General features: G+C 70.2%; 23 protein-coding genes. 7 read left to right on the forward strand and 16 right to left on the reverse strand.

Going from position 1 to position 23,072, the window contains the following annotated elements:
* From WML84_RS03695 to WML84_RS03725, 7 genes are all read right to left on the reverse strand, one after another.
* Window positions 1–370 (reverse strand): cupin domain-containing protein (locus tag WML84_RS03695; protein ID WP_347344793.1); only part of this gene is annotated, 370 nt, incomplete at its 3' end.
* A 181-nt stretch (window positions 371–551) separates the two neighbouring features.
* Window positions 552–917, reverse strand: coding sequence for a cupin domain-containing protein (locus WML84_RS03700; RefSeq protein WP_347344794.1), 366 nt, complete (start codon window positions 915–917; stop codon window positions 552–554).
* 132 nt (window positions 918–1,049) lie between these two features.
* Entirely contained in the window at window positions 1,050–2,156 is a 1,107-nt protein-coding gene (locus tag WML84_RS03705; protein WP_347344795.1) for a Gfo/Idh/MocA family oxidoreductase, read from the reverse strand.
* Window positions 2,153–2,905, reverse strand: a complete 753-nt coding sequence (locus WML84_RS03710; RefSeq protein WP_347344796.1) for a sugar phosphate isomerase/epimerase — start codon at window positions 2,903–2,905, stop codon at window positions 2,153–2,155. Before WML84_RS03710 ends, WML84_RS03705 begins: the two co-directional genes overlap by 4 nt.
* Window positions 2,906–2,970: 65 nt before the next feature.
* Window positions 2,971–3,822, reverse strand: coding sequence for an amino acid ABC transporter ATP-binding protein (locus tag WML84_RS03715; RefSeq protein WP_347344797.1), 852 nt, complete (start codon window positions 3,820–3,822; stop codon window positions 2,971–2,973).
* Window positions 3,823–3,868: 46 nt separating this feature from the next.
* Entirely contained in the window at window positions 3,869–4,846 is a 978-nt protein-coding gene (locus WML84_RS03720) for an amino acid ABC transporter permease (RefSeq protein WP_347344798.1), read from the reverse strand.
* Window positions 4,847–4,895: 49 nt separating this feature from the next.
* Entirely contained in the window at window positions 4,896–5,840 is a 945-nt protein-coding gene (locus WML84_RS03725; RefSeq protein WP_347344799.1) for a transporter substrate-binding domain-containing protein, read from the reverse strand.
* 208 nt (window positions 5,841–6,048) lie between these two features.
* Between WML84_RS03725 and WML84_RS03730 the strand changes: the two genes are divergently transcribed.
* The 3 genes from WML84_RS03730 to WML84_RS03740 are packed head-to-tail and all read left to right on the forward strand — an operon-like array spanning window position 6,049 to window position 8,490.
* Window positions 6,049–6,528, forward strand: a complete 480-nt coding sequence (locus tag WML84_RS03730) for a VOC family protein (protein WP_347344800.1) — start codon at window positions 6,049–6,051, stop codon at window positions 6,526–6,528.
* Complete coding sequence (locus WML84_RS03735; protein ID WP_347344801.1) at window positions 6,528–7,778, forward strand: MFS transporter; 1,251 nt, start codon at window positions 6,528–6,530, stop codon at window positions 7,776–7,778. The genes WML84_RS03730 and WML84_RS03735 overlap by 1 nt, the downstream gene beginning before the upstream one ends.
* 55 nt (window positions 7,779–7,833) lie before the next feature.
* On the forward strand, window positions 7,834–8,490 hold the full coding sequence (locus WML84_RS03740; RefSeq protein WP_347344802.1) for a GntR family transcriptional regulator: 657 nt from the start codon (window positions 7,834–7,836) through the stop codon (window positions 8,488–8,490).
* An 80-nt stretch (window positions 8,491–8,570) separates the two neighbouring features.
* Here the strand turns inward: WML84_RS03740 and WML84_RS03745 are convergent, their stop codons facing one another.
* The 6 genes from WML84_RS03745 to WML84_RS03770 all read right to left on the reverse strand — a co-directional run bounded on the left by WML84_RS03745 (window position 8,571) and on the right by WML84_RS03770 (window position 16,210).
* A complete protein-coding gene (locus WML84_RS03745) occupies window positions 8,571–9,071 on the reverse strand; it encodes a hypothetical protein (RefSeq protein ID WP_347344803.1) in 501 nt (166 codons plus the stop codon).
* A 64-nt stretch (window positions 9,072–9,135) separates the two neighbouring features.
* Window positions 9,136–10,083: an EamA family transporter gene (locus WML84_RS03750; RefSeq protein WP_347344804.1), complete on the reverse strand. Its 948-nt coding sequence runs from the start codon at window positions 10,081–10,083 to the stop codon at window positions 9,136–9,138.
* A complete protein-coding gene (locus tag WML84_RS03755) occupies window positions 10,080–10,853 on the reverse strand; it encodes an amino acid ABC transporter ATP-binding protein (RefSeq protein WP_347344805.1) in 774 nt (257 codons plus the stop codon). The genes WML84_RS03750 and WML84_RS03755 overlap by 4 nt, the downstream gene beginning before the upstream one ends.
* A gap of 4 nt (window positions 10,854–10,857) precedes the next feature.
* Complete coding sequence (locus WML84_RS03760; protein ID WP_347344806.1) at window positions 10,858–11,715, reverse strand: amino acid ABC transporter permease; 858 nt, start codon at window positions 11,713–11,715, stop codon at window positions 10,858–10,860.
* Between the two features lie 90 nt (window positions 11,716–11,805).
* Complete coding sequence (locus WML84_RS03765) at window positions 11,806–12,699, reverse strand: ABC transporter substrate-binding protein (protein WP_347344807.1); 894 nt, start codon at window positions 12,697–12,699, stop codon at window positions 11,806–11,808.
* 52 nt (window positions 12,700–12,751) lie between these two features.
* A complete protein-coding gene (locus WML84_RS03770; protein WP_347344808.1) occupies window positions 12,752–16,210 on the reverse strand; it encodes a proline dehydrogenase family protein in 3,459 nt (1,152 codons plus the stop codon).
* 145 nt (window positions 16,211–16,355) lie between these two features.
* Here WML84_RS03770 and WML84_RS03775 point away from each other — a divergent pair, with 145 nt between their 5' ends.
* The 3 genes from WML84_RS03775 to WML84_RS03785 all read left to right on the forward strand — a co-directional run bounded on the left by WML84_RS03775 (window position 16,356) and on the right by WML84_RS03785 (window position 18,402).
* Entirely contained in the window at window positions 16,356–17,264 is a 909-nt protein-coding gene (locus WML84_RS03775; RefSeq protein ID WP_347344809.1) for a LysR substrate-binding domain-containing protein, read from the forward strand.
* An 82-nt stretch (window positions 17,265–17,346) separates the two neighbouring features.
* The gene (locus WML84_RS03780) at window positions 17,347–17,634 is read left to right on the forward strand and encodes a hypothetical protein (RefSeq protein WP_347344810.1); all 288 of its coding nucleotides are present in this window, start codon (window positions 17,347–17,349) and stop codon (window positions 17,632–17,634) included.
* A 183-nt stretch (window positions 17,635–17,817) separates the two neighbouring features.
* Window positions 17,818–18,402 (forward strand): nitroreductase family protein, encoded by a 585-nt coding sequence (locus tag WML84_RS03785; protein WP_347344811.1) that lies wholly within the window; start codon window positions 17,818–17,820, stop codon window positions 18,400–18,402.
* A gap of 129 nt (window positions 18,403–18,531) precedes the next feature.
* On the opposite strand, the gene WML84_RS03790 is transcribed toward WML84_RS03785, so the two are convergent.
* Window positions 18,532–20,745, reverse strand: coding sequence for an AAA family ATPase (locus WML84_RS03790; RefSeq protein WP_347344812.1), 2,214 nt, complete (start codon window positions 20,743–20,745; stop codon window positions 18,532–18,534).
* Window positions 20,746–20,959: 214 nt separating this feature from the next.
* Between WML84_RS03790 and WML84_RS03795 the strand changes: the two genes are divergently transcribed.
* A complete protein-coding gene (locus tag WML84_RS03795; protein WP_347344813.1) occupies window positions 20,960–21,886 on the forward strand; it encodes a formate/nitrite transporter family protein in 927 nt (308 codons plus the stop codon).
* Window positions 21,887–21,950: 64 nt separating this feature from the next.
* On the opposite strand, the gene WML84_RS03800 is transcribed toward WML84_RS03795, so the two are convergent.
* Window positions 21,951–22,652 carry a CbiX/SirB N-terminal domain-containing protein gene (locus WML84_RS03800; protein ID WP_347344814.1) on the reverse strand — a complete coding sequence of 234 codons (702 nt, stop codon included), beginning with the start codon at window positions 22,650–22,652 and terminating at the stop codon, window positions 21,951–21,953.
* On the reverse strand, window positions 22,649–23,072 hold a 424-nt coding region (locus WML84_RS03805; protein WP_347344815.1), incomplete at its 5' end, for a winged helix-turn-helix domain-containing protein. The genes WML84_RS03805 and WML84_RS03800, both read right to left, overlap by 4 nt.

Genomic DNA, 23,072 nt, shown 5'->3' on the forward strand with positions numbered 1-23,072 from the left:
AGGTCTTGCTGGTGGGCCCCGTCATCTCCACGTAGAACACGACGATCGGCTCCTCCGGGGAGGTGGAGAACACGAGGTGCGGCCGCACCGGCGGCAACGGGTAGCAGTCGCCCTGCTTCACCGGGACGAGCTCCTCCTCGCCCTCGATGTAGACGAGGCCCTCGCCGCTGACGACGTAGAAGAGCTCGACGTTCCACTCGACGTGGGCGATGTCGGCCGGCGACGTGCCCTCCGGCAGCGCGGAGTACTCTGCCACGCCGGCCTGCCCGCCGAAACCGCCGTCCTTGATGACCTTCGGCCAGACGCGCGTGAGCGGGTCGAACTGATAGGGCTCGCTCTCGATCCAATTGGTGATCGGGGAGCTGCTCATGTCCTTTTCCTCCTCATTGAGAATTCCTACATCACATACGGAGCTGTACTCTGCTCTGTATGCAGACAATCATGCTGCAATTTCCCCTTGAAGGCAATCCCTTTTCCGCAGTCGATTTCCGCCCGGAATGCACGAAGGCTGCGGGGGTCTCGTCGGAGACCCCCGCAGCCTTTCGGGGAGATCAGGCCAGGCGCTTGCCGTCCATGGCCACGAACAGGATCTCGATCGGCTCGTCGGCGGAGGCGGACCAGATCTGGTGGTTCGGCTGGGCAGGCAGGACGAACGAGTCGCCCTTGCGGAGCTCCGTGGTCTCCTTGCCTTCCAGGTAGACGTAGCCCGATCCGTTGAGCACGTAGAAGAGCTCGGCCTCGGCCTCGGGGTGGGCCAGCTCCTCGGGCGTCTTGCCCTCGGGCAGGGCGCCGTAGGCGCAGACGCCGATGAAGACGCCGTACTCCTCCGCCTTGGTGAGCCCGGTCCAGCACTCGGTGACCTCGTCGAACTGGTAGGACGGGTGCGTCTCGCGGTTGGTGACCTCGAGCTTGCTCATGGTGATGTCTTGCCTTTCAGTGATGTGTGTAGAACGTCGTCGTCTCAGTGGTCGGTGGGTGCGCGCGCCGTACGCGCGCCGGTTCGAGATCCTTCGGGTCGGTTCCTTCCGTTGCCGTCGCGGACAGAGGTCTCACGCCACGCGGAGCGTGGCGACGTGCGGGTCCCAGTCCTCGGGCAGCGGCGGCGCCACGACGACCGTGCTCTCCACGTCGACCGGACGGGCCGACCGCGCGGAGTCGAGCGTCGACAGCATCGCGTCGAGCACGTGATAGGCCTGCTCGCCGGATGCCCGCTCGGGGCGCCCCGCGCGGATGGCCTGCGCGAGCTCGGCGACCCCGATGCCGTGGTTGGTCGTGACCCCGCTCGACGGGACGGTCCGCGCGTCGTCGCGACCGCGGTGGACGACCAGCTCGCCCTGGTAGGTGTTCGGATCGGGGATGCTCAGCGTCGCCTCGACGCCGGACACCTCGAACAGCACGCGGGGCAGCTTGGAGTCGAAGCTGAACAGGCTCTGCGCGCTCACGCCCGACTCGAACTCGTAGATCGCCGAGATGTGCGTCGGCGTGGTGACCGCGAAGCTCTCCCCCGCGCGCGGGCCGGAACCGATCGTGCGCGTGGCCCGCGCCTGCGACGTGGTCGCCGTGACCCGGGCGATCGGACCGAGCAGCTGGACCAGCGCCGTGAGATGGTACGGGCCGATGTCGAACAGCGGTCCCGCGCCCTCCTGGAAGAGGAAGTCGGGATTCGGATGCCAGCCGTCGGGGCCCGGCGTCTGCATGATCGAGAGCGCGGTCATGGGCTCGCCGATCTCGCCGGCCTCGATCAGCCGGCGCGCGGTCTGCACCGCCGAGCCGAGGAACGAGTCCGGCGCGGTGGCGACGCGACGCCCGAGCGCGCGGGCGCGGTCGACGAGCGCGCGCCCGGCGGCGCGGTCGAGGGCGAACGGCTTCTCGCTCCACACGTCCTTGCCCGCCTCGATCGCGGCGAGCGCGACCTCGGCGTGGACGGCGGGGATCGTCAGGTTGACGACGATCTCCACGTCGGGATCGGCGAGGAGCTCGTCGACCGTCCCCGACCGCGGCACGTCGAAGGCCGCGGCCTGCGCCGCCGCCCGGTCGAGGTCGATGTCCGCGACGAAGCGCACGTCGACGTCGGGGAACGAGCCGAGGTTCGTCAGGTAGCGGGTGCTGATGACGCCGGCGCCGATGACGCCGACGCCGACGGGTCCGTCGCTCACGCCCGCGCGCCCTCGTCCAGCCCGGACAGGTAGGCGAAGCTGTCGGCGACGGCCTGGAACCGGTCGGTGCGGCAGTCGTCGAGCTCGATCACGCGCAGCGCGTTCGGCGCGGCATCCAGGATCGCGGGGATCGGCAGGCTCCCGCTGCCCACGGCGACCTGGTCCTTCTTCTCGGTCGTGCCCGGGCCGTCCTTGACGTGGATCGCGACGACGCGGTCGCCGAGCCTGCCGAGCACGTCCACCGGGTCGTGCCCGCCGACGGTCACCCAGTACGTGTCGACCTCGAGCACCACCTCGGGCGCCAGCAGCGTCGCGAAGTACTCCAGCGCCGGCCGGCCGTCGATCTCGTTGAGGAACTCGTGGGCGTGGTTGTGGTAGCCCACGGTGACGCCGTGCCGAGCCGCGATCACGGCGGCCTCGTTGAGTCGCTCGGCCGTGCGCGCGACGTCGTCGCGCGTGGTCCAGAACTCCGGCGCCACCACGGGGTCGACGACGGTGCCGATGCCGAAGGATGCCGCGAGCGCCGCGACCTCGTCGATCGACCCGTCGCGCAGGAACACCTGGTGGGTCGTGGGGGCCTTCAGCCCGGCGTCGCGCAGGGCGTCGCCGAGCCCCGCGGAGTCGCGCACGCGGAACGGCTCGACGTTCGTGAAGCCGAGGTCGGCGAGCCGGTGCAGCGTGCCGGGGAGGTCGTCGGCGATGAGCTCGCGCAGGGTCCAGAGCTGGACGGACAGGGGTGCGGCAGACATGGTTCTTCCTACTGAGGGCGGTATCGGGTGGATCGGGGCCGCCGGCGCGGGCGGGATGGGACGGACTAGGGCAGGGGGACGATCTGCTCGCCGAGGACAGGGGGCAGGGGCTCCTCGATCGGGACGTGCTCGGTCGTCTCGCGGCGCACCTGGGCGATGAACCGTCTCGTGCGCTCCTCCCGCGGGTTGTCCAGCACCTCGGCGGGGGTGCCGCGCTCGACGACCTTGCCGGCGTCCATGAAGACGACCTGGTCGGCGACCTCGCGCGCGAACGCGAGCTCGTGGGTCACGACGATCATCGTCATGCCCTCGTCGGCGATCCGGCGCATGACCTCGAGCACCTCCTGGACGAGCTCGGGGTCGAGCGCCGACGTCGGCTCGTCGAACAGCACCAGCTCGGGGGCACCGGCGAGAGCGCGCACGATCGCGACGCGCTGCTGCTGCCCGCCGGAGAGCTGACGCGGGTACGAGTGCGCCTTGTCGCTCAGGCCCACCTGCTCCAGCAGCTCGAGCGCGCGGAGCTTCGCGGCGCGCGCGGGCTGTCCGAGCACCTTGACGGGCGCCTCGGTGATGTTGCGGAGCACCGTCATGTGGCCGTAGAGGTTGAAGTGCTGGAACACCATGCCGATGCGCGAGCGCATCCGGTTGATGTCGCGGTCCTTCGCGTCGTAGAGGCGGCCGTTCGCCTCGCGGTAGCCGGCCAGCTCGTCGCCGATCCAGATGCGGCCGGAGTCGACGGTGGTGAGGTGGTTGATGCAGCGCAGCAGCGTGCTCTTGCCGCACCCGGAGGGGCCGATGATGCACGTCACGGTCCCGGGCTCGGCCACCAGATCCACGCCGCGGAGCACGGTGAGGGTGCCGAAGCTCTTGGTGACCTGCTCGAGCCGGACGGCCGCCGTGTGGGCCTTGGTCGTCATGTCCGTCGCTTCCTGGTCTCGATGGGGTGGGGGTCGTCTGCCGCGCTCATGCGCGCCGCAGCGAGAGGTTGCGGAGGAACTTGGACCGGAACGACGTGCGGCCGCTGCGCGACAGCATCCGGTTCGCGAGCTCCTTCTCGATGAAGTGCTGGGCGATCGAGGCGATCGAGACGATCGTGATGTACCAGGCGCACGCGACGAGCAGCAGCTCGATCACGTAGTAGTTCTGGTTGTAGATGATCGTCACCTGCGTGAGCAGCTCGGCCGCGGCGATGACCGACACGATCGAGGTCGCCTTCAGCATCGAGATGGTCTGGTTGCCCAGCACCGGGATGAGCGAGGGGATCGCCTGCGGCAGGATGATGCGCCGCATGGCGCGCAGCGGGCTCATGCCCTGCGAGAGGGCGGCCTCGCGCTGACCGGGGTCGACGCCGAGGATCGCGCCGCGGATGTACTCGGCCATGTAGGCGCCCTCGTTGAGGGTCAGGGCCAGGGCTGCGCTGAAGAACGGCGTCATGAGCGAGTTCGTGTTGATCGCCCACGGCCCGATCTGGATCACCGGGATGAACAGCGCGAGGTTGAAGGCGAAGATCACCTGGACCAGCAGCGGCGTGCCGCGGAAGATCCAGATGTACACGTTGGCGAGGAGCCGCACGCCCTGGATGCGCGACATCTTGCCGAAGGCGGCGACGATGCCGAGGATCGTGCCGAGCACCATCGAGATCACCGTCAGGACGAGGGTCAGCTCGACGCCCTTGATGACCTGCCCGGAGAGGACGAACTGGAAGAAGACCTCCCACTTGATGTTCGGCGAGTTGAGGAAGGCGAGGAGCGCCGCCGCCAGGATGCCGAGTGCGGCGAGCGTCAGCAGCACCCGGAGCGGGCGGAACTGGAACGTCGAGTGGACCGGGACCTCCCCCGGCGCCCGTTCCGCCCGCTCCGGGCTCGTCCCACCACCCGCGGTCTCCGTCGCCGTGCGGGCGCCCAGGGCGACGCCGGCGAGATCGTCAGACTTCTCGTTCACAAGTTCTCGACTCTCGTGCTTCGACGACGGGACCGCGGATGGCGAGTTCTCACTCGGTGGCGGAGTTCAGCTTCGGCTCGGTCCAGAGCCAGGAGTCGGGGTAGTCCCACTTCGCCATGATCTCCTTGTACTCGCCGCTGTCGATCATCTCCTGCAGCGCCGCCATGACCGCGTCGCGGATCGAGTCGTCGCCCTTGGGCGCCATGAAGGCGGCCGGCATGTTCGAGATGCCGTAGGAGATCTCGTCCGTCAGCGTCTCGTACTTGTCCTGGTTGCCCGTGTGGATGCCGTCCCAGTTGTGCTTCAGGTTCAGCGCGAACACCGCGCCGCCCGCGGTCACCGCGGCACGGTCCGAGTCGACGGCGAGGAGAGCAGCAGGTCGGTCGGGGAAGGTGAGGATCTCGATCTGCTCGTCGGCCTTGCAGTTGTCGGTCGAGAAGGCGCGCCAGTACGTCTCGTCGGTGGAGCCGACGACGAACGCGGCGGTCTTGCCGCACATGTCGGCCGGCTCGTGGATCTTGAGCGGGTTGCCGCTCTTGACGATGAGCGTGCTGCCGCCGCCGCCCATGTAGCCGATCATGTCGACGACCTGCTGGCGCTCGACCTTGTCCTGGAAGCCGCTGACGCCGAGGTCGTAGCGACCGGACGCGACGCCGGTGATGATCGAGGTGAAGGCCGCGGCCTCCTGCCGGAACTCGACGCCGAGGATCGGCTCCATGGCCTTGATGAGGTCGTGCTCGATGCCCGCCCACTTGGTGGTGTCGCCGTCGGGGTGGTAGTTCGTCGGCGCGCCCCACTGCGAGTCGGTCGCGACGATGACATAGCCGCGCTCCTTGATCGCCTCGGGGACGAGGGCGGCGGCCTCCGACGAGGTGGCCGCCTCGGTCTTGGTCGCGACCGGCTCGGCCGGGGTGCTCGAGGCGCAGCCTGCGACGACGAGGACTGCCGCGACGGCGGCGGTGGCGGTGAACAGGGTGCGTAGAGGTGTACGCATTTTGGCTCTCTTCTTCGAGGGTTCGGTCCTGCGGGACGGCCCTGGCTCGGGAATCCAGGTCCGTACACTTGCGTGTATGCAGAACGATAATACGGTCGACCCCCCGATGGCTACCGTGCCGTCGGAAGAACCCGGTATCGCTCGATAACGATTGGCTCTCGCACCTCGGAGCGGTCGGACCGCGACCCACACACGTATACTCTTCAGTATGCAAAGCAACGTCGCTTCCGAGAAGCCGCTTCTCGCGCCGCAGGACAGTCCGTTCCGTCGCCTCCACCACGTGTGCGTCATCGTGCGCGACCTCGAGGCGGCCGTGTCCTACTACGAGACGCTCGGGATCGGGCCCTGGTTCGACTATCCGAAGTCGAGCCCCTACGTCGAGCTCGAGGTCCCCAGCGAAGAGGGCACCAAGGCGATGCGGTACAAGTGCTGCGACCTGGAGAACTTCCAGCTGCAGCTGTGCGAGCCGTCCGAGCACGACACGCCCCAGCGCCGCTTCCTCGACGAGCGCGGGGAGGGCATCTTCCACCTCGGGTTCGACGTCGACGACCTCTCCGCCGGCACGGACCTCGGTCGCGCGCTCGGACTCGGGGTCATCTCCCGCGGCGTGCGCGAGAACGGCACCGGGTTCTGCTACTTCGACACCCGGGAGGGCGCGGGGACCATCCTGGAGATCCGGAAGAGCTGATGGTCGAGGGGACACCGACCGAGGCCCTGCCGGTCCCGGATCGGCGTCCCGGGGGCCGCGGCCTCTTCCACGCGCTCGGCGTGCCCGCCTTCCGCGTCTACGTCGGCGGCCAGCTCGCCTCGACGATGGCGGTCTGGATCCAGCGCATCGCGCAGGACTGGATGGTCCTCGAGCTCACCGGCAGCGTCGCGATGGTCGGCGCGCTCGTGCTGTTCCAGTTCGGCCCCATGCTGCTGTTCGGCATGTGGGGCGGCGTGATCGTCGACCGTCACGCGACGCGGCGCATCCTCTTCCTCACCCAGAGCGGGGCGCTCGCGGTGAGCCTCGCCCTGGCGGCGTTCGCCTTCGCCGACGGGCTGTCGGCGATCGCGATCTTCGCGGCCGTCGCCGTCGTCGGGCTGCTGTCGCCCCTGGACCAGCCGGCGCGGCAGATCTACGTCAGCGAGCTGGTGGGCCCGGCCCAGCTGCCGAACGCGATCAGCCTCAACTCGACGACGTTCCAGGTCGGCACGATGGCGGGCCCCGCGCTGGGCGGACTGCTCCTGCCGCTCGGCGCGCAGTGGGCCTTCCTCGCCTCGGGCGTGCTGTCGATCGTCGCGCTGGTCGCACTGGCCGCCATCCCGCGCGCCGCCCTCCTCCCCCGCGAGCGCGCACCGCGTGCGAAAGGCCAGATCGCCGAGGCGCTGCGCTACTGCCGCCGCAAGCCCGCGATCTTCTGGACGCTGCTGCTCTTGGTCTTCGTCTCGCTCGTCGGGCTCAACTGGCCGGTGCTCCTCACCGGCATGGCCGATCGCGTCTTCTTCTCGGGCGCCGCCGGCTACGGCCTGTACACCTCGATGGTCGGTGCGGGCGCACTCCTGGGAGCCCTGCTCTCGCTGCGCCGGCAGACCGTGAGCCTGCGCAGCGTCTACCTCGCCACGGCCCTGTTCATGACGCTCAAGCTGGCGTCGTCGTTCGCGCCCGAGCCGATCTCGTTCGTCGTGCTCCTCGCGCTCGCCGCGGCCGGCAGCATCCTGATGTGGACGGCGGCCAACACGCTGCTGCAGTTCTCGTCCAACCGCAGGATCCGCGGTCGGGTGATGTCCCTCTACCTCCTCATCGCCGTCGGCGGGCAGGCGTTCGGAGGGCTCCTGCTGGGCTGGATCGTCGAGCACGCGGGTCCGCGCGTGGGCATGGCGGTCTCCGGCGGCATCCCGCTCGCGGCGTGTCTCGTGATCGGAGGCGTGCTCGCCCTGCGTGCTCGCCGCTGACGCGACCGGCCGCATGTCCCCTACACTTCGAGTGAACCGGAAGGATGCCGTGCCAATGAAGGTCGACGCTGGAACCGAGACGTCTGCGGACTTCAGCCACTCGAGGCTGCGCGATGCGATCCTCAGCGGCGACTTGCGGCCGAATCAGCGGCTCATCGAGGAGGAGCTCGCCGCCGAGCTCGGCGTGAGCCGCACGCCGGTGCGCGAGGCGCTCCTGCGCCTGCGCCAGGAGGGCCTCGTCGTGAGGCAGAAGGGCTGGATGGTCCGTGACCATCGCCCCTCCGAGGTCCTGGAGTTCCTCGAGGCGCGTGCCGAACTGGAAGGCGCCACGGCCCGGCTCGCGGCGACCCGCATCGACGAGGCGACGCTGCGCGAGCTCGAGGGACTGATCGAGGAGATGGAGCGCACCGATGACCGCCAGGACGTCAACGCCCTCAACAGCAGGTTCCACGCGCTCATCGGCGAGGCGGCGTCCAACGGGGTGCTCGCGGCCTTCACCCGGAGCACCGACATCAACTACTGGAACTTCTCGCGGCCGGTGCTCTTCTCGGATGCCGACATCGCCCGGGTCGACGCCGAGCACCGCGCCCTGCTGGCCGCGCTGACCGCCGGCGACGCCGACGAGGCCGGCCGCCTCGCCCGCCAGCACGTCGAGCGCACCGCGACGATCGTCGCCCGCTCGCTCGGCCTGGAGCCCCGCGTCAGCCGCTGACCCGCAGCCTCGCCGACCGCGGAGACGAAAGACGCGCACGCGCCCTCCGGAGAGGGACGCGTGCGCGTCTTCGTGGCGGCTCAGCGGCTGTCGGCCGAACGACCGGGCGTCGCCGACGGCATCGGGCGCTCGAAGTCGGGGCACTCGGCCGCCTCCTCGAACGTCTTCTCGATCGACTGGACGTACTCCTCGGGGAACTCCTGCTGGCGGAAGCCGTTGGGCACGCGCTCCCAGTAGAACCGCGGCGGACGCATGCGCTTGCCGGGCCGCTGCAGCACGTAGGTGAAGCAGTCGTAGGCCTTGCCGTCGTCGCCGTGCACGGTGAGGAAGACGATGTCGAAGTCGTCGAAGTCGTCGTTGACGCGGTCGTCGTTCACCTCGTAGACCATGCCCTGCGCGACCTTGCCGTACGCGGAGCCGCGGTCGGCGAGGTGGCACCAGCCGCGGTCCTCGCGGTCGCCGGCGGAGCGGAACTGGATCTCGTGGTTGGGCGCCTTCGCCTTCGTGATCGTCTTGGCCTCAGGGATGTACTTCACGCGCTCTTCGTCGAGCAGGTACGTGCAGTAGCCGAAGTAATACATGCGTCTCCTTAGACGGTCGTCGGAACGGTGTCCATCTTACCGTATGCATCTCTGTATACGGAAGTCAATCCATCTTTCCCGCGGATCTGAGCCGGCGGATCCCCGACCATCCGAACAGCGCGACGCCCACGACGATGACCGCCAGCGCGACGCCGCCCAGCGGCGTCGGGCGCTCGCCGAGGACGACGACGCCCAGGAGCACGCCGACCACGGGCTGCAGATAGGTGTTGATGCTCGTGGCGGTCGAGCCCCACGTCTTGATGAAGAAGAAGAACAGCACGTACGCGAACGCCGAGCCGAGGAGTCCCAGCTCGAGCACGGCGAGGATCGGCAGGATGCCGGGATCCTCGACGTGCCAGCTCCCCGTCAGCGTCGTCACGGGCGCGAGCCACAGGCTGCCGAATCCGAGCTGCAGGAGCGCCGTGACCATCGGGTCGACCGACGAGACGAACGTGCGCGTGTAGATGTTCGCGACCGCGTACACCGCCGACGTGAACACGATGACCATCGGCCAGAACCAGCCCGACGAGCCGCCGCCCCCCGAGGTGAGCAGGATCACGCCCGCGAACGCGACGACGATCCCGACGAGCCGCAGCACCTCGAACCGCTCCGTCCGCGTGACGAAGGTGGCGAACAGGAAGACGAAGATCGGCGTGGTGCTCGACAGCACGATCGCCGTCGACGAGTCCACCCACACCTGCGCCCAGGTGAGCAGCGCGTACGGGAAGGCGATGCTGACGAACCCGAGCACGACGAAGTGCATCCAGATGCGGCCCGACGTCGGCAGGCGGCGGCGCGTCGCCGCGACGAAGACGCCGAGCACGATCGTCGCGAGCACCATCCGCAGCTGCACGAGCAGGAACGGGTTGAAGGCGCGCAGCGCGATCGCCGTGAAGAAGAAGCTCGATCCCCAGATCGTCGTCATCAACGCGTAGAGGCCGACGCGGCCGGGGGTGACCCCCTCGCTCGTTGCGAGGCGGCCACCCCGGGACAGGTCGGTCGCGGCTGTCACTCGCCCATCTTGTTGAGGAAGGACTTCGTGCGCTCGTTGTCGGGGTCGTGCAGGAGCTTCTGCGCCGGCCCCTGCTCGACGATCCGGCCGTCCACCATGAAGATGATGTAGTCCGAGATGTCGCGCACGAGCGGGATGTCGTGCGTCGCCATGAGCATCGTGCGGCCGCTGGCGGCCATGTCCTTGATGACCTGGGCGACCTCGACGCGCAGCTCGGGGTCGAGTGCGCTCGTGGGCTCGTCGAGCAGGATCATCGCGGGGTCCATCGCGAGGGCCCGGGCGATCGCCACGCGCTGCTGCTGCCCGCCGGACAGCTGCACCGGGTACCGGTCCTCCCTGCCCTTGAGGCCGACCTTGTCGAGGAGGTCGCGAGAGACCTCGTCGGCCGCCTTGCGCGAGCGGCCGAGCACCTCGATCTGGCCGTACGAGACGTTGCCGAGCGCGGTCATGTGCCGGAACAGGTTGAAGTTCTGGAACACCATGCCGACCTTGGCCCGCTGCGCGGAGGCGACCTTGTCGGGGAGCTCCTCGAGCTGGTCGCCGACCTTCTTGTAGCCGATCAGCTCGCCGTCGATCTCCACGGTGCCCGAGTCGATCGGCTGCAGGTTGTTGACGCACCGGAGGAACGTCGACTTCCCGGCGCCGGACGGGCCGATCAGCGCGACGACCTCGCCCTCGTGCACCTTGACCGACACGTCGTGGAGGACCTTCACCTCGCCGAACGACTTGTAGACGTGGGCGGACTCCATCTTGAGCTTGCGTTCAGTCATCACATCACCTCGCCGGGAAACGGCGCTCGAGGACATGCTGGAGCGCCGTGATCACGGCGGTCAGCACGAGGTACCAGAATGCGGCCACGAGCAGCAGCTCGAGGTACTTGAAGTTCGCGTAGTAGATGCGGCTCACCGTGAGCAGGATCTCCATGTACCCGATCGTGTACGCGAGCGAGGTGTTCTTGATCATCATGATGTACTGGTTCGCCGTGGCGGGCATCACGATGCGGATCGCCTGCGCGAGCACGATCTGGATCGTCACCTTGCTCTTGGGCACTCCCAGCGCCTTGGCCGCGTCGCGCTGACCCGCGTCGACGCCGAGGATGCCGGAGCGGATCACCTCGGCCATGTAGCCGGTCTCGGCCAGCGACAGGGCGAACAGGCCCGCCACGAACGGCGTGAAGAACGTGCTCGCGGGCTGGTCGACCCACACGATGTCCGTGAACGGGATGCCGATGGTCACCTGCCCGACCATGCGCGGGATCGCGTAGAACCAGATCAGCAGCTGGACCAGCATCGGCGTGCCGCGGAAGATGAACACGTAGACGGATGCCGCGGTGGACAGCACCCGGTTCGACGAGATCCGCATGAGCGCCACGATCGTGCCGAGCACGAGAGCGATCGCGGTGGACAGGGTGGCGAGCGTCAGCGTGTTCCACACACCCATGAGGATCTGCGGGCCGATCAGGTACTTCGCGACGGTGGCGAAGTCGAACACACCGGAGGCGACGAACGCTCCGACGATCCAGACCACGAGGACGATGACGATGCCGCCCTGGAGGATCTGACCCCACGGAGTCTTGTGACGGACGGGGAAATACACCTCTGGCGTCTGGGCCAGAGTCTCTGTGCGTGTCATTGCTTCTCCTTCATCGGAGGGGGCAGCGCGGCGACGTGCGCCGCGGGGTGCCCGTGCGGGCCCGCCGGACGACGGGCCCGCACGAACGGGTCACGGGGTCGCGTCGAGCTCCCCGTTGAGCGCCGGCTTCGTCAGGCCACCGCTGGTGATGCCCCACTTCGTGAGGATCTCGTCGTACGTGCCGTCGTCCATCATTTCCTGCAGCGCGTCGTAGACGGCGTCGCGGAGCTGGGTGTTCTCCTTGGTGAACGTGTAGTTGATCAGGTAGTCCACGAGCGTGTAGTCGCCGATCGGCACGAAGTCGTCCGGGTTCTGCTTCACGATGTACTGCGTCTGCGCGACGTCGGGCGTGTAGGCCGTGATGCGCTTGGACAGCAGTCCCTGCAGACCCAGCGGCGTCGACGTGTAGTGCTCGATCACGATCGGCGACGCGCACGTCTCGTTCTCCTTGGCGATCGCGGCCTCGAGCGTCGACGAGCCCTCGAGCATGCCGATGGTCTCGCCGCACAGCGACTGCGCGTCGGTGTACTTGCCCTTGTCCTCCTGGCGGAGGATGAACGTCGCGCCGGACTGGAAGTAGCCGACCATGTCGACCTGTGCGAGGCGATCGGGGTTCGGGCTCATGCCGCCCGAGCCCATGTCGAACTGTCCCGACTGCAGACCGGTGATGATCGCGGAGTAGTCGACCTGCGTCCACTCCGGCTTCAGCCCCAGGCGCTTGGCGATCTCGTCGAGGAAGTCGACGCTGAAGCCCTGCACCTGGTCCGACCCCTCCTCGAAGAACTCGCCGGGGATGTAGGACTGCTGCGAGCCGATCTTCAGCACGCCGGGGGTGATGGTCTGCACCGTGGCGGTGCCGGCATCCGCGTCGTCGCTGGGCTCAGCGGCGGGGGTGTTCGACGAGCAGCCTGCGAGTGCGAGCGCTCCTGCGGAGACGATCGCGGCGGCAAACAGCGTTGTTCGACGAAGAAGTGACTTTCTCATCGGTTCCTGCTTTCTCCCTGGTGATATGAACGCCGCCGGAGCGCGACGTCTTTCAGACGACCCCCGACGACAGCGATGTCGGGTTGCCGAAGCGGTGGTTGGTGATCGAGATGGCCTGCTCGTGCAGGAACGGCAGCAGCTCGACGCGACCGGCGTTCGTGACCGGGTGCGACCAGACGGCGACGTCGGGCGAGCCGTCCAGCGCCTCGAACAGCGCCGACGGGTCGCCGCCGACGAGGCGCACGCGCTGCGGCTCGGCGCGACGGGCCGCGATCCGCTCGGTCCACACGCGATCGCTCTCGCGGACGATCGACAGTCCGCCCGCGGAGGCGGCGCGACGGATCGCGTCGGGCAGCACGGCCGAGGACGAGACGACCACGGGCGCGCCGCTGCGCAGGGCGGCGGCGATGACCCGGATGCCGTCGGCCAGCGGCGCGTCGTCCGCGATGCGGACCTCGACCTCGGCGGGGCGGTAGCGGAACACGTTCCGCTCCACGCCGAGCTGCGAGACGTCCTCGGCGATGCCGAACCCGCTCCACCAGGCGCGCTCGTCGCTCGCCGCTGCCGCCAGCAGGCGCTCGCCGTCGTCGCCCTCGAGCACCGTGCGCGCCGCGCGCACGAGGTCGGCCACCGGGGCCGACAGGTCGGACAGCTCCGCCGCGACCGCCGCGGGCTCGGCCGGGACCCACTCGCCGAGGCCGAACAGGTAGTTCGGTCCGCCGGCCTTCGCGCCGGCGCCGACGGCGGACTTCTTCCAGCCGCCGAACGGCTGGCGCTGTACGATGGCGCCCGTGATGCCGCGGTTGATGTAGAGATTGCCGGCCTGGACCCGCTCGAGCCACACCGCGAGCTCTGCGGCGTCGAGCGAGTGCAGTCCCGCCGTCAGGCCGTAGTCGACGGCGTTCTGCAGCGCGATCGCCTCGTCGAGGTCCTTCGCGTGCATGATCCCCAGCACCGGGCCGAAGAACTCGGTCAGGTGGAAGTACGACCCGGGCGCGACGCCGGTCTTCACGCCGGGCGACCACAGCGTGCCGCTGTCATCGAGCCGCTTCGGCTCGACGAGCCACCGCTCCCCCGCGTCGAGCGTCGTGAGCGCGGTGAGCAGCTTGCCGGTCGCGGGCTCCACCACCGGGCCCATCTGCGTGGTGGGGTCGGCCGGGTAGCCGACGCGGAGCGAGGTGACGGCATCCACGAGCTGACGCTCGAAGCGCTTCGAGTCCGCCACCGAGCCGACGAGGATCGCGAGCGACGCCGCCGAGCACTTCTGGCCGGCGTGCCCGAAGGCGCTCTTGGCGACGTCGGCGGCGGCGAGGTCGAGGTCGGCAGACGGCGTCACGATGATCGCGTTCTTGCCGCTGGTCTCGGCCAGCAGCGGCAGATCCTTGCGGAACGAGCGGAACAGCTGCGCGGTCTCGTAGGCGCCGGTGAGGATGACGCGATCCACGTCGGGGCTCGCGACGAGCTGCGTGCCGAGGTCGCGCGAGCCGAGGTCGACGAGCGCCAGCAGGTCGCGCGGCACGCCCGCGTCCCACAGCGCCTCGACCATCACCGCGCCGCAGCGCTGGGTGAGCTTGGCCGGCTTGATGATGACGCCCGACCCCACGGCGAGCCCGGCGAGCACGCCGCCGGCGGGGATCGCCACCGGGAAGTTCCACGGCGGCGTGACGACGGTGAGCTTGGACGGGACGAACGCGGCGCCGTCGACGGCGTCCAGTTCCTTCGCCCGTTCGGCGTAGTAGTGCGCGAAGTCGACCGCCTCGCTGATCTCGGGGTCGGCCTCGGCGATCGTCTTGCCGGCCTCGTGCGCCATGATCTCGATGAGCCGGGCGCGGCGGGCCGCGAGCATCTCGCCCGCGCGATGCAGCACGGCGGCGCGCTCCTCGCCGGGCGTACGGCCCCACTCCTCCGCGGCGGCGAGCGTGCGGCGCATGACCTCGTCGAGCTGGGCCGCGTCGTCGATGCGCGCGGCGGCGATCGCCGCGACGCCGAGGTCGGTGTCGACCGAGCGCGCGAGGATCTCGCGGCCCCACGCGCGGTTGTCGCCGAGCGCCGGGTCGGTGTCGGGCTCGTTGCGGAAGCCCGTCACCGTGCCGGTCGGCCCGTCCGGCTCGGCGGCGCGGTTCTGCGGGCGGTTGCGTCGCGGGGCGTCGCGGTCGGCCTCGAGCGCCGACAGCGACCGCTCGAACCGCTGCCGCTCACGCGTGAACAGCGGCTCGCTGTCGGCCAGCTCGAACACGGCCGACATGAAGTTCTCCTGGCTGGCGTTCTCCTCCAGGCGACGGACGAGGTAGGCGATCGCGACGTCGAACTCGGCGGGGTCGACCACGGGCGTGTACAGCAGCAGCCGGCCGACGTCCTTGCGCACGGCCTCGGCCTGGCCCGTGGCCATGCCGAGGAGCATCTCGAACTCGACGTCCTTGGTGACCCCGCGGGCCTTCGCCGTGAGCCACGCGTAGGCGACGTCGAACAGGTTGTGGCCGGCGACGCCGATGCGGACGGCATCCAGCCGCTCCGGCGTCATCGACCAGTCGAGCACGCGCTTGTAGTTCGTGTCGGAGTCCTGCTTCGTGGAGTACGTCGCCAGCGGCCAGTCGTGCACCGCGGCGTCGACCTCCTCCATGGCGAGGTTCGCGCCCTTGACGATGCGCACCTTGACGGGGGCGCCGCCGGCCGCGCGGCGCTTCGTCGCCCACTCCTGGAGGTGCTGCATGGCGCCGAGCGCGTCGGGCAGGTAGGTCTGCAGCACGATGCCGGCCTCGAGGCCCTTCAGCTGCGGCTGGTCGAGCAGCCGCGTGAACGCCGCGATCGTCAGGTCGAGGTCGCGGTACTCCTCCATGTCGAGGTTGATGAACTTCGCCTTGCCCTGTCGCACGCTGCGCGCGGCGAGCTCGTACAGCGGGGTGAGCTTGCCGACGACGTCCTCGACGGCCTCGTCGAACGACCACATCGACAGCTGGCTGACGACGCTCGACACCTTGATCGAGACGTAGTCGACGTCGTCGCGCGCGAGGAACTCGTACGTGCCCTTCAGGCGCCGGCCCGCCTCGCGCTCGCCGAGCACGGCCTCGCCGAGCAGGTTGAGGTTCAGCCGGTTGCCGCTCTTGCGGAGCTTCGCGATCGCCGGTCCGAGCTTGGCGGGCGTCGCGTCGAGGACGAGGTGGCCGACCATGGCGCGCAGCACGCGGCGTGCGATCGGCACGACCACGGCGGGGAGCCGCGGCGCCATGAAGCCGCCGACGCCGATCGCCGAGCGCAGATAGAACGGAAGGAACTGCGGGGTGATGTCGGAGAGCTCGGCCAGCTTCCGCCCGGCGACGTCCACGTCCTCCGGGCGCATGACGCCGTCGACGAAGCCGACCGTGAAGTCGAGGCCGTTCGGGTCCTTCAGGACCTCGGCCAGCCGTTGCGCGGCGGACTCGACCGGATACTCCCTGCTCTCCTCCAGCCAGCGGCGGACGAGGGTGACGACCTCTTCAGAGGATGCCGTTCGGGTGACATCGACGGTGGGCATTGGGTCTCCAGTGAGCTAGTGCTTCCATACGAGTGTGTATACGATCATGTATGGGTTTGGCCATTCTGAACCAGACCTGTCGTCCACGTCTATCAATCGACTGCGACGAGGTTCGTTTGGCTTTCCTGAACGATTGCGGAGGACGATGCTGGATGCCCGTCGCCTGCGCCTCCTCGTCGAACTGAGCCGACGCGGGACGCTCGCGGCCGTGGCCGACGCCCTCTCGTACAGCCGCGCATCGGTGTCGCAGCAGCTCAGCGCGCTGGAGCGCGACGTCGGGGTGCCGCTCCTCGCCCACGCCGGACGCGGCGTGCAGCTCACGCCGCAGGCCGAGGTCCTCGTCTCGCACGCGATCGAGATCCTGGCGCGGCTCGAGGACGCCGAGGTCGCGGTCGCCCAGTCGCTGTCGACGGTCGTGGGCACGATCCGGATCGCCGTGCTCCAGTCCGCGGCGCACGCGCTCATCCCGTCCACGCTCTCCATCCTCGCCGCCGGCCACCCCGACCTCCGCGTCGAGGTGACCGAGAGCGAGCCCGAGCGGGGCCTGCTCGCGGTCGCCGCGCGCGAGGTCGATCTCGCGCTCGCCGAGGAGTACCCCGGTCGCTCGCGGCGGCCTCGGCTCGACCTCGACCGCGTGCCGCTGGCATCCGACGCGATCTCGCTCGCACGGCCGCTCGGCGCGGCGGCATTCGCCGACCCCGCCGAGGCGCTCCTGTCCACGCGCGCGGCGGCGTGGGTGATGGAGCCGTCCGGCACGGTGACGCGCGACTGGGCCGAGCAGGTGTGCCGCTCGGCGGGCTTCGAGCCCGACGTGCGCTACGAGACCGCCGACCTCATGGCCCACATCCGCCTGATCCGCAACGGCAACGCCGTGGGCTTCCTGCCCGAGCTCCTCTGGTCGGGCATCACGCCGCGCATGGACCTCTCGCCGCTCCCCGGCGACCCCCGTCGCGAGGTGTTCTCGTCCGCGCGCCTCTCGTACGCCCGGTCGCCCGCGGTGCGCGTCGTGCGCGCGGCGCTCGCCCGTGCCGCCGCCGAGCCGACCGAGGCCTGAGCGGTGCGGGACCGACGCTCCCGACCCGGCACCGACGGCGTCAGTCGCCGGCACCCCCTCGTGGACGCGTAAGGTCTCGGGCATGAGCGACACCGTCCTGCACGCGACCAACACCCATCTCTATCGCGGCGCACGGCTCGAGGCGCGGGACGCCGTCCCCGCCGACCCGGGCCGCGTGCGCATCGTCTTCGACGACGGGCTGGAGGTCGACGCCGACCTCGTTCCGGGCGAGCAGGACGGCGCGCTGACCCTCGCGATGCCCGCTCATCGCACCGCGGCCGGGCAGGACATCCCCGCCAAGCGCTGGCAGCTCGCTCCCGCTGAGGCGGACGCTCCCGGGGTCGTCGCGATCGGCAAGCGGCTCGACTGACCGCGACCCGCATCGGTCGTCGCGTCCGGTCCGTGCCGCGCCTGGCGCCGTCCGGACGCGTCGGGCCGACGGTCGGCGCGACGTCCTTCGCACGGCCAGCTCGGGAACAATGCACAGGTCCATTCGGTTGAATGGGGATGGGCCGACGGCGTCCCGCCCGCAGAACACCGACCCGGAGACGCCATGACCCGCATCCTCGACCGCACCGCACCCACCGACGCGCCCATCCTGGACGTGCTCGCCGAACGCTGGAGCACGCGCCTGTTCGACGCGTCCGCCGCCCTCGACGAGGACGCGCTCGCGAGCGCCCTCGAGGCCGCCCGCTGGGCGCCGTCGGCCAACAACAGCCAGCCGGTGCGCTTCATCGTCGCGCGCCGCGGCACCGCCGCGCACGCCGCTCTCCTCGACGCGCTCACCGGCTTCAACCGCTCGTGGGCAGCCGACGCCTCGGCGCTCGTCGCGGTGCTCGCCGAGACCGCGGGCGAAGACGGCACCGTGCGGCCGTGGGCGCTCTACGACGCGGGCCAGGCGGCCGCACTCCTCACCGTGCAGGCGCACGCCGACGGCCTGCACACCCACCAGATGGGCGGCTTCGTCGCCGACGCGATCCGGGGCGCCTTCGACCTGCCCGCGAACCTCCGCCCGGTGACCGTCATCGCTGCCGGCGTGCTGGGCGACCCGGCATCCGCCCCCGCCGCGCTCCTGGAGCGCGAGAACGCGCCGCGCACCCGGCGTCCCGTCGCCGAGTCCCTCCTCGTCGACGCCTAGGGCGCCGAGCGGCGCTCCGCATCGCACACGAGCGGCTCTCGTCCGCGAAGCGGGACCGCAAACGTGCCCGACCTCGCCTGATGCCGGCGCCTTCGGCTCGACGGACACGCCGACCGGCATCCCGCACGTCTACTCGATGAGCTCGGCCTCGATCACGTCGTCATCCGCGTCCGAGGCGGTGGACGCCTCGGCCGGACCCGTGCTCGTGAGCACGAGACCCCCGCCCGCGGCGTCCACGTCGACGCGGACGAGGTCGCCGTCGCGCACGCCGCCCGACAGCAGCGCCATCGCGAGGCGGTCCTGGATCTCGGACTGGATGAGCCGGCGCAGCGGACGCGCACCGAACAGCGGGTCGTAGCCGCGCTCGGCGAGCCACGCGCGGGCGTCGGGCGTGACGGCCAGCGTCAGGCGGCGATCGCGCAGCCGGCGCTGGAGGATGTCGACCGACAGCTCGACGATCTGGGCGAGGTCGTCCTGCGACAGCGCGGCGAACATCACGATGTCGTCGAGCCGGTTCAGGAACTCGGGCCGGAACGCCTGGCGCACGAGCGCCATGACCTGCTCGCGCTTCTGCTCCCACGACAGCGTCGGGTCGATGAGGATCGGCGAGCCCAGGTTGGACGTCAGGATCAGGATCACGTTCGTGAAGTCGACCGTGCGACCCTGCCCGTCGGTGAGCCGGCCGTCGTCGAGCACCTGCAGCAGGATGTCGAAGACCTCCGGGTGCGCCTTCTCGACCTCGTCGAGCAGCACGACGCTGTAGGGGCGCCGCCGCACGGCCTCGGTGAGCTGGCCGCCCTGCTCGAAGCCGATGTAGCCGGGAGGGGCGCCGACCAGGCGCGCGACCGAGTGCTTCTCGCCGTACTCGCTCATGTCGATGCGCACCATGGCGTGCTCGTCGTCGAACAGGAACTCGGCGAGCGCCTTCGCGAGCTCGGTCTTGCCCACGCCGGTGGGGCCGAGGAACAGGAACGAGCCGGTGGGCCGGTTCGGGTCGCTGATGCCCGCGCGCGAGCGGCGCACGGCATCCGACACGGCCTTCACGGCGTCCTTCTGGCCGATCAGCCGCTTGCCCAGCTCGGCCTCGAGGTGCACGAGCTTCTCGCTCTCGCCCTGCATGAGCCTGCCGACCGGGATGCCGGTCCACGCCGCGATCACGGCGGCGATGTCCTCGTCGGTCACCTGCTCGTTGACCATGCGCTCCTCGGACGGGTCCGCCTCGGCGCGCTCGGCCTCGACGAGGTCCTCCTGCAGCTTCTTGATGGTCTCGTACTCGAGCTTCGACGCCTTCGCGTAGTTCGCCTCGCGCAGCGCCAGGTCGCGCTCGGTGATCGCCGCGTCGAGCCGCTTCTTGAGGTCGCCGACGCGGTTGAGGCCCGCGCGCTCGCGCTCCCAGCGCGCCTCGAGGGTCTTGAGCTCGGACTGCGCGGCATCCATCTGCTCGCGCAGCTTGGCGAGCCGCTCCTTCGACGCGTCGTCCTTCTCCTTCTTCAGCGCGAGCTCCTCGAGGCGCATACGGTCGACCTGGCGGCGCAGCTGGTCGATCTCGACCGGGCTCGAGTCGATCTCCATCTTGAGCCGGCTCATGGCCTCGTCGATGAGGTCGATCGCCTTGTCGGGCAGCTGACGCGACGGGATGTAGCGGTTGGAGAGGGATGCCGCGGCGACGAGCGCGCTGTCGCTGATCGTCACGCCGTGGTGCGCCTCGTAGCGCCCCTTGAGCCCGCGGAGGATCGCGACGGTGTCCTCGACGCTGGGCTCGCCGACGTAGACCTGCTGGAAGCGGCGCTCCAGCGCGGCGTCCTTCTCGATGAACTCGCGGTACTCGTCGAGCGTCGTCGCGCCGATGAGGCGCAGCTCGCCGCGCGCGAGCATGGGCTTGAGCATGTTGGATGCCGCGACCGACCCCTCGCCGCCGCCGGCGCCCATGAGGACGTGCAGCTCGTCGATGAACGTGATGATGCGGCCGTCGGACTCGGTGATCTCCTTGAGGACGCTCTTGAGGCGCTCCTCGAACTGGCCGCGGTACATGGCGCCGGCGACGAGCGCGGAGATGTCGAGGGTGACGAGCTCCTTGTCTTTGAGGCTCTCGGCGACGTCGCCCGCGACGATGCGCTGGGCGAGCCCCTCGACGACGGCGGTCTTTCCGACGCCGGGCTCGCCGATGAGCACCGGGTTGTTCTTGGTGCGGCGGGTGAGCACCTGGCTGACCCGCCGGATCTCGCTGTCGCGTCCGATGACGGGGTCGAGCTTGCCCTGTCGCGCGCGGTCGGTGAGGTTGATGCCGAACTGTTCCAGGGGGCTCTTCTGCTCCTCCTGTCCGGGCTGCGGTTGTGCGTTCATTCGTTCTCCTGAAGTCTTGCGGCTCAAAGTTGAGCCTTTCAGACTCAACTTTAGCAGACAGTGCGCCGGAACACCATGGCCGCCCGTCCTCACGACGCGCGTCCGCCGTTGTGAGCGGACCTTTCCCGCGCGGCAACACCGGCCGCACGCGACCGAAACCCGCGCGTCGCATGCTGGAGCCCACGACTCCCGCCCACCTTCTCCGGAGGCCCGCATGTCCTACGTGAAACCCGCCGAACTCGTCACGCGCATGGTGGATGCCGGCGCGTCCAAGATCCTCATGTCCACCCGTGACACCTTCCTCCGCGCCGTCATGGGCGGCGCGATCCTCGCCCTCGCCGCCGCCTTCGCCGTCACGGTGTCGGTGCAGACCGGTCAGCCGCTGCTCGGAGCGGTGCTGTTCCCGGTGGGCTTCGTGCTCCTGTACCTGATGGGGTTCGACCTGCTCACCGGCGTCTTCACCCTCGCCCCGCTCGCCTGGCTCGACAAGCGGCCGGGCGCCACGGTCGGCGGCGTCCTGCGCAACTGGGGCCTCGTGTTCCTCGGCAACTTCGCCGGCGCGTTCCTCGTCGCGGTGCTCATGGCGATCTACTTCACGTACGGGTTCTCCACCGAGCCCAGCGCGGTGGGGCACGCGATCGGCGAGATCGGCCACGGCCGCACCGTCGGCTACGCCGAGCACGGGATGGCGGGCATGCTGACGCTCGTCGTGCGCGGCGTCCTGTGCAACTGGATGGTCTCGACCGGCGTCGTGATGGCGATGGCGTCCGACAGCTTCGCCGGCAAGGTCATCGGCATGTGGCTGCCCATCATGCTGTTCTTCTACATGGGCTTCGAGCACTCGATCGTCAACATGTTCCTCTTCCCCTCGGGTCTGCTGCTCGGCGCGGACTTCACGCTGTGGGACTACCTGATCTGGAACGAGATCCCCACCGTGGTGGGCAACCTCATCGGCGGCCTCAGCTTCGTCGGGCTCACGCTCTACGTCACGCACGGCCGCACCGCAGCGCCGCGGACGCCGGGCGTGCGACGCGCACGCGGCTCGCACGCGATGCACGCTCCGACGGGGATGCCGTCGGCACCCGCCTCCGGCTCGGCTCCGGCGCAGCCCGTCGGCGAGCCGGTCACGGTCGGCGGCTGACTCCTCGGGTCGGAAGGCCGGTGACTCCCCCGGAGCCACCGGCCTTCCGGCGTGCGCGGGGCTCTCAGCTGCCGCGGACGACCGGCACGGCGCGGAAGCGCAGGGCGACGAGCTCGGCGATGCGCGGGTCGGGGCCGAGCGGAGCGGTGACCGCGTCGCCGCCGGCATCCGCGACGAGGTTCGCGAAGTGACCGGGCGCCAGCACGTAGCTGGCGACGACGACCCTGCGGGCGCCGGCGGCGCGGGCGTCCGCGATCGCCTCGCCGATGCGGGGGAACGCTCCGGCCGCATAGCCGACGGTGACCGGCGCGGGCACACGCTCCGCGAGCAGGTCACGCAGCCGGGCGACGTCCTCGACGGCGATGGGAGCCGACGAGCCCGCGGCCGCGAGCACGACGTGATCGCCCGGTCGGCGGCCCCCGTCGCCCCCGGCGACCTCGGCGAGGCGGTCGGCGAGCACGTCGGCGAGCAGCTCGTGCGGGCCCAGCGGCGCGGAGGCCGCCGTGCCCGAGCGCGCCGCGACGGCGCGCGCGATGTCGACACCGGTGTGGTATCCGCGCGAGAGCAGCAGCGGGACCACCACGGCGGGCTCCCCGTGCGGCAGGGCGTCGAGGACGTGGGCGAGACTCGGCTCCTCGACGTCGACGAAGGCGGGCACGACGCGGATGTCGGGCAGCAGGTCGGCGACCCGCGCGACGAGCTCGGCGACCGCGGCGCGGCCCTCGGCGAAACGGGTGCCGTGTGAACACGCGACGAGCGTCGTCATTCGTCGTCCTCCTCGATCTGCAGCCGGTAGCCGCGTTTGATGACGGTCTGCACGATGCCGGGGCCGAGGCTCTCGCGCACGCGCGCGACCGCCATCTCGACGGCGTGGTCGTTGCGGCCCGTGCCGGGCAGCGCCTCGAGCAGGTCGACGCGCGGCACGACGCCGCCGCGCGCGTCGAACAGCGCGCCCAGCACCTGCACGCCGGTGCGCGAGAGCGGCACGAAGCGGTCGTCGATCCACGCGCCGCCGCTGCGCAGCTGCAGCACGCCCGCGGCGGTCCGCGCCGTCGGTGCGCCGCCGCCGCCGAAGTGCGCCGCCGCGGCCCGCACGAGCGAGCCGAGCCGCCCGCGCTCCGCCTGGAGCACCGGCAGGTCGGCGTCCCGCAGCGGCGCCGCGGTGATCGGGCCGACGGCGGCGATC

It is taken from the genome of Microbacterium sp. (assembly GCF_039812165.1).
In the GTDB taxonomy this organism is placed as follows: domain Bacteria; phylum Actinomycetota; class Actinomycetes; order Actinomycetales; family Microbacteriaceae; genus Microbacterium.

Bases quoted from the DNA above. Each gene is read 5' to 3' on its own strand.
- WML84_RS03700 (WP_347344794.1), bottom strand. From the start codon at position 917: ATGAGCAAGCTCGAGGTCACCAACCGCGAGACGCACCCGTCCTACCAG.
- WML84_RS03710 (WP_347344796.1), bottom strand. From the start codon at position 2,905: ATGTCTGCCGCACCCCTGTCCGTCCAGCTCTGGACCCTGCGCGAGCTC.
- WML84_RS03715 (WP_347344797.1), bottom strand. From the start codon at position 3,822: ATGACGACCAAGGCCCACACGGCGGCCGTCCGGCTCGAGCAGGTCACC.
- WML84_RS03725 (WP_347344799.1), bottom strand. From the start codon at position 5,840: ATGCGTACACCTCTACGCACCCTGTTCACCGCCACCGCCGCCGTCGCG.
- WML84_RS03730 (WP_347344800.1), top strand. From the start codon at position 6,049: ATGCAAAGCAACGTCGCTTCCGAGAAGCCGCTTCTCGCGCCGCAGGAC.
- WML84_RS03735 (WP_347344801.1), top strand. From the start codon at position 6,528: ATGGTCGAGGGGACACCGACCGAGGCCCTGCCGGTCCCGGATCGGCGT.
- WML84_RS03740 (WP_347344802.1), top strand. From the start codon at position 7,834: ATGAAGGTCGACGCTGGAACCGAGACGTCTGCGGACTTCAGCCACTCG.
- WML84_RS03745 (WP_347344803.1), bottom strand. From the start codon at position 9,071: ATGTATTACTTCGGCTACTGCACGTACCTGCTCGACGAAGAGCGCGTG.
- WML84_RS03755 (WP_347344805.1), bottom strand. From the start codon at position 10,853: ATGACTGAACGCAAGCTCAAGATGGAGTCCGCCCACGTCTACAAGTCG.
- WML84_RS03760 (WP_347344806.1), bottom strand. From the start codon at position 11,715: ATGACACGCACAGAGACTCTGGCCCAGACGCCAGAGGTGTATTTCCCC.
- WML84_RS03765 (WP_347344807.1), bottom strand. From the start codon at position 12,699: ATGAGAAAGTCACTTCTTCGTCGAACAACGCTGTTTGCCGCCGCGATC.
- WML84_RS03770 (WP_347344808.1), bottom strand. From the start codon at position 16,210: ATGCCCACCGTCGATGTCACCCGAACGGCATCCTCTGAAGAGGTCGTC.
- WML84_RS03775 (WP_347344809.1), top strand. From the start codon at position 16,356: ATGCTGGATGCCCGTCGCCTGCGCCTCCTCGTCGAACTGAGCCGACGC.
- WML84_RS03780 (WP_347344810.1), top strand. From the start codon at position 17,347: ATGAGCGACACCGTCCTGCACGCGACCAACACCCATCTCTATCGCGGC.
- WML84_RS03785 (WP_347344811.1), top strand. From the start codon at position 17,818: ATGACCCGCATCCTCGACCGCACCGCACCCACCGACGCGCCCATCCTG.
- WML84_RS03790 (WP_347344812.1), bottom strand. From the start codon at position 20,745: ATGAACGCACAACCGCAGCCCGGACAGGAGGAGCAGAAGAGCCCCCTG.
- WML84_RS03795 (WP_347344813.1), top strand. From the start codon at position 20,960: ATGTCCTACGTGAAACCCGCCGAACTCGTCACGCGCATGGTGGATGCC.
- WML84_RS03800 (WP_347344814.1), bottom strand. From the start codon at position 22,652: ATGACGACGCTCGTCGCGTGTTCACACGGCACCCGTTTCGCCGAGGGC.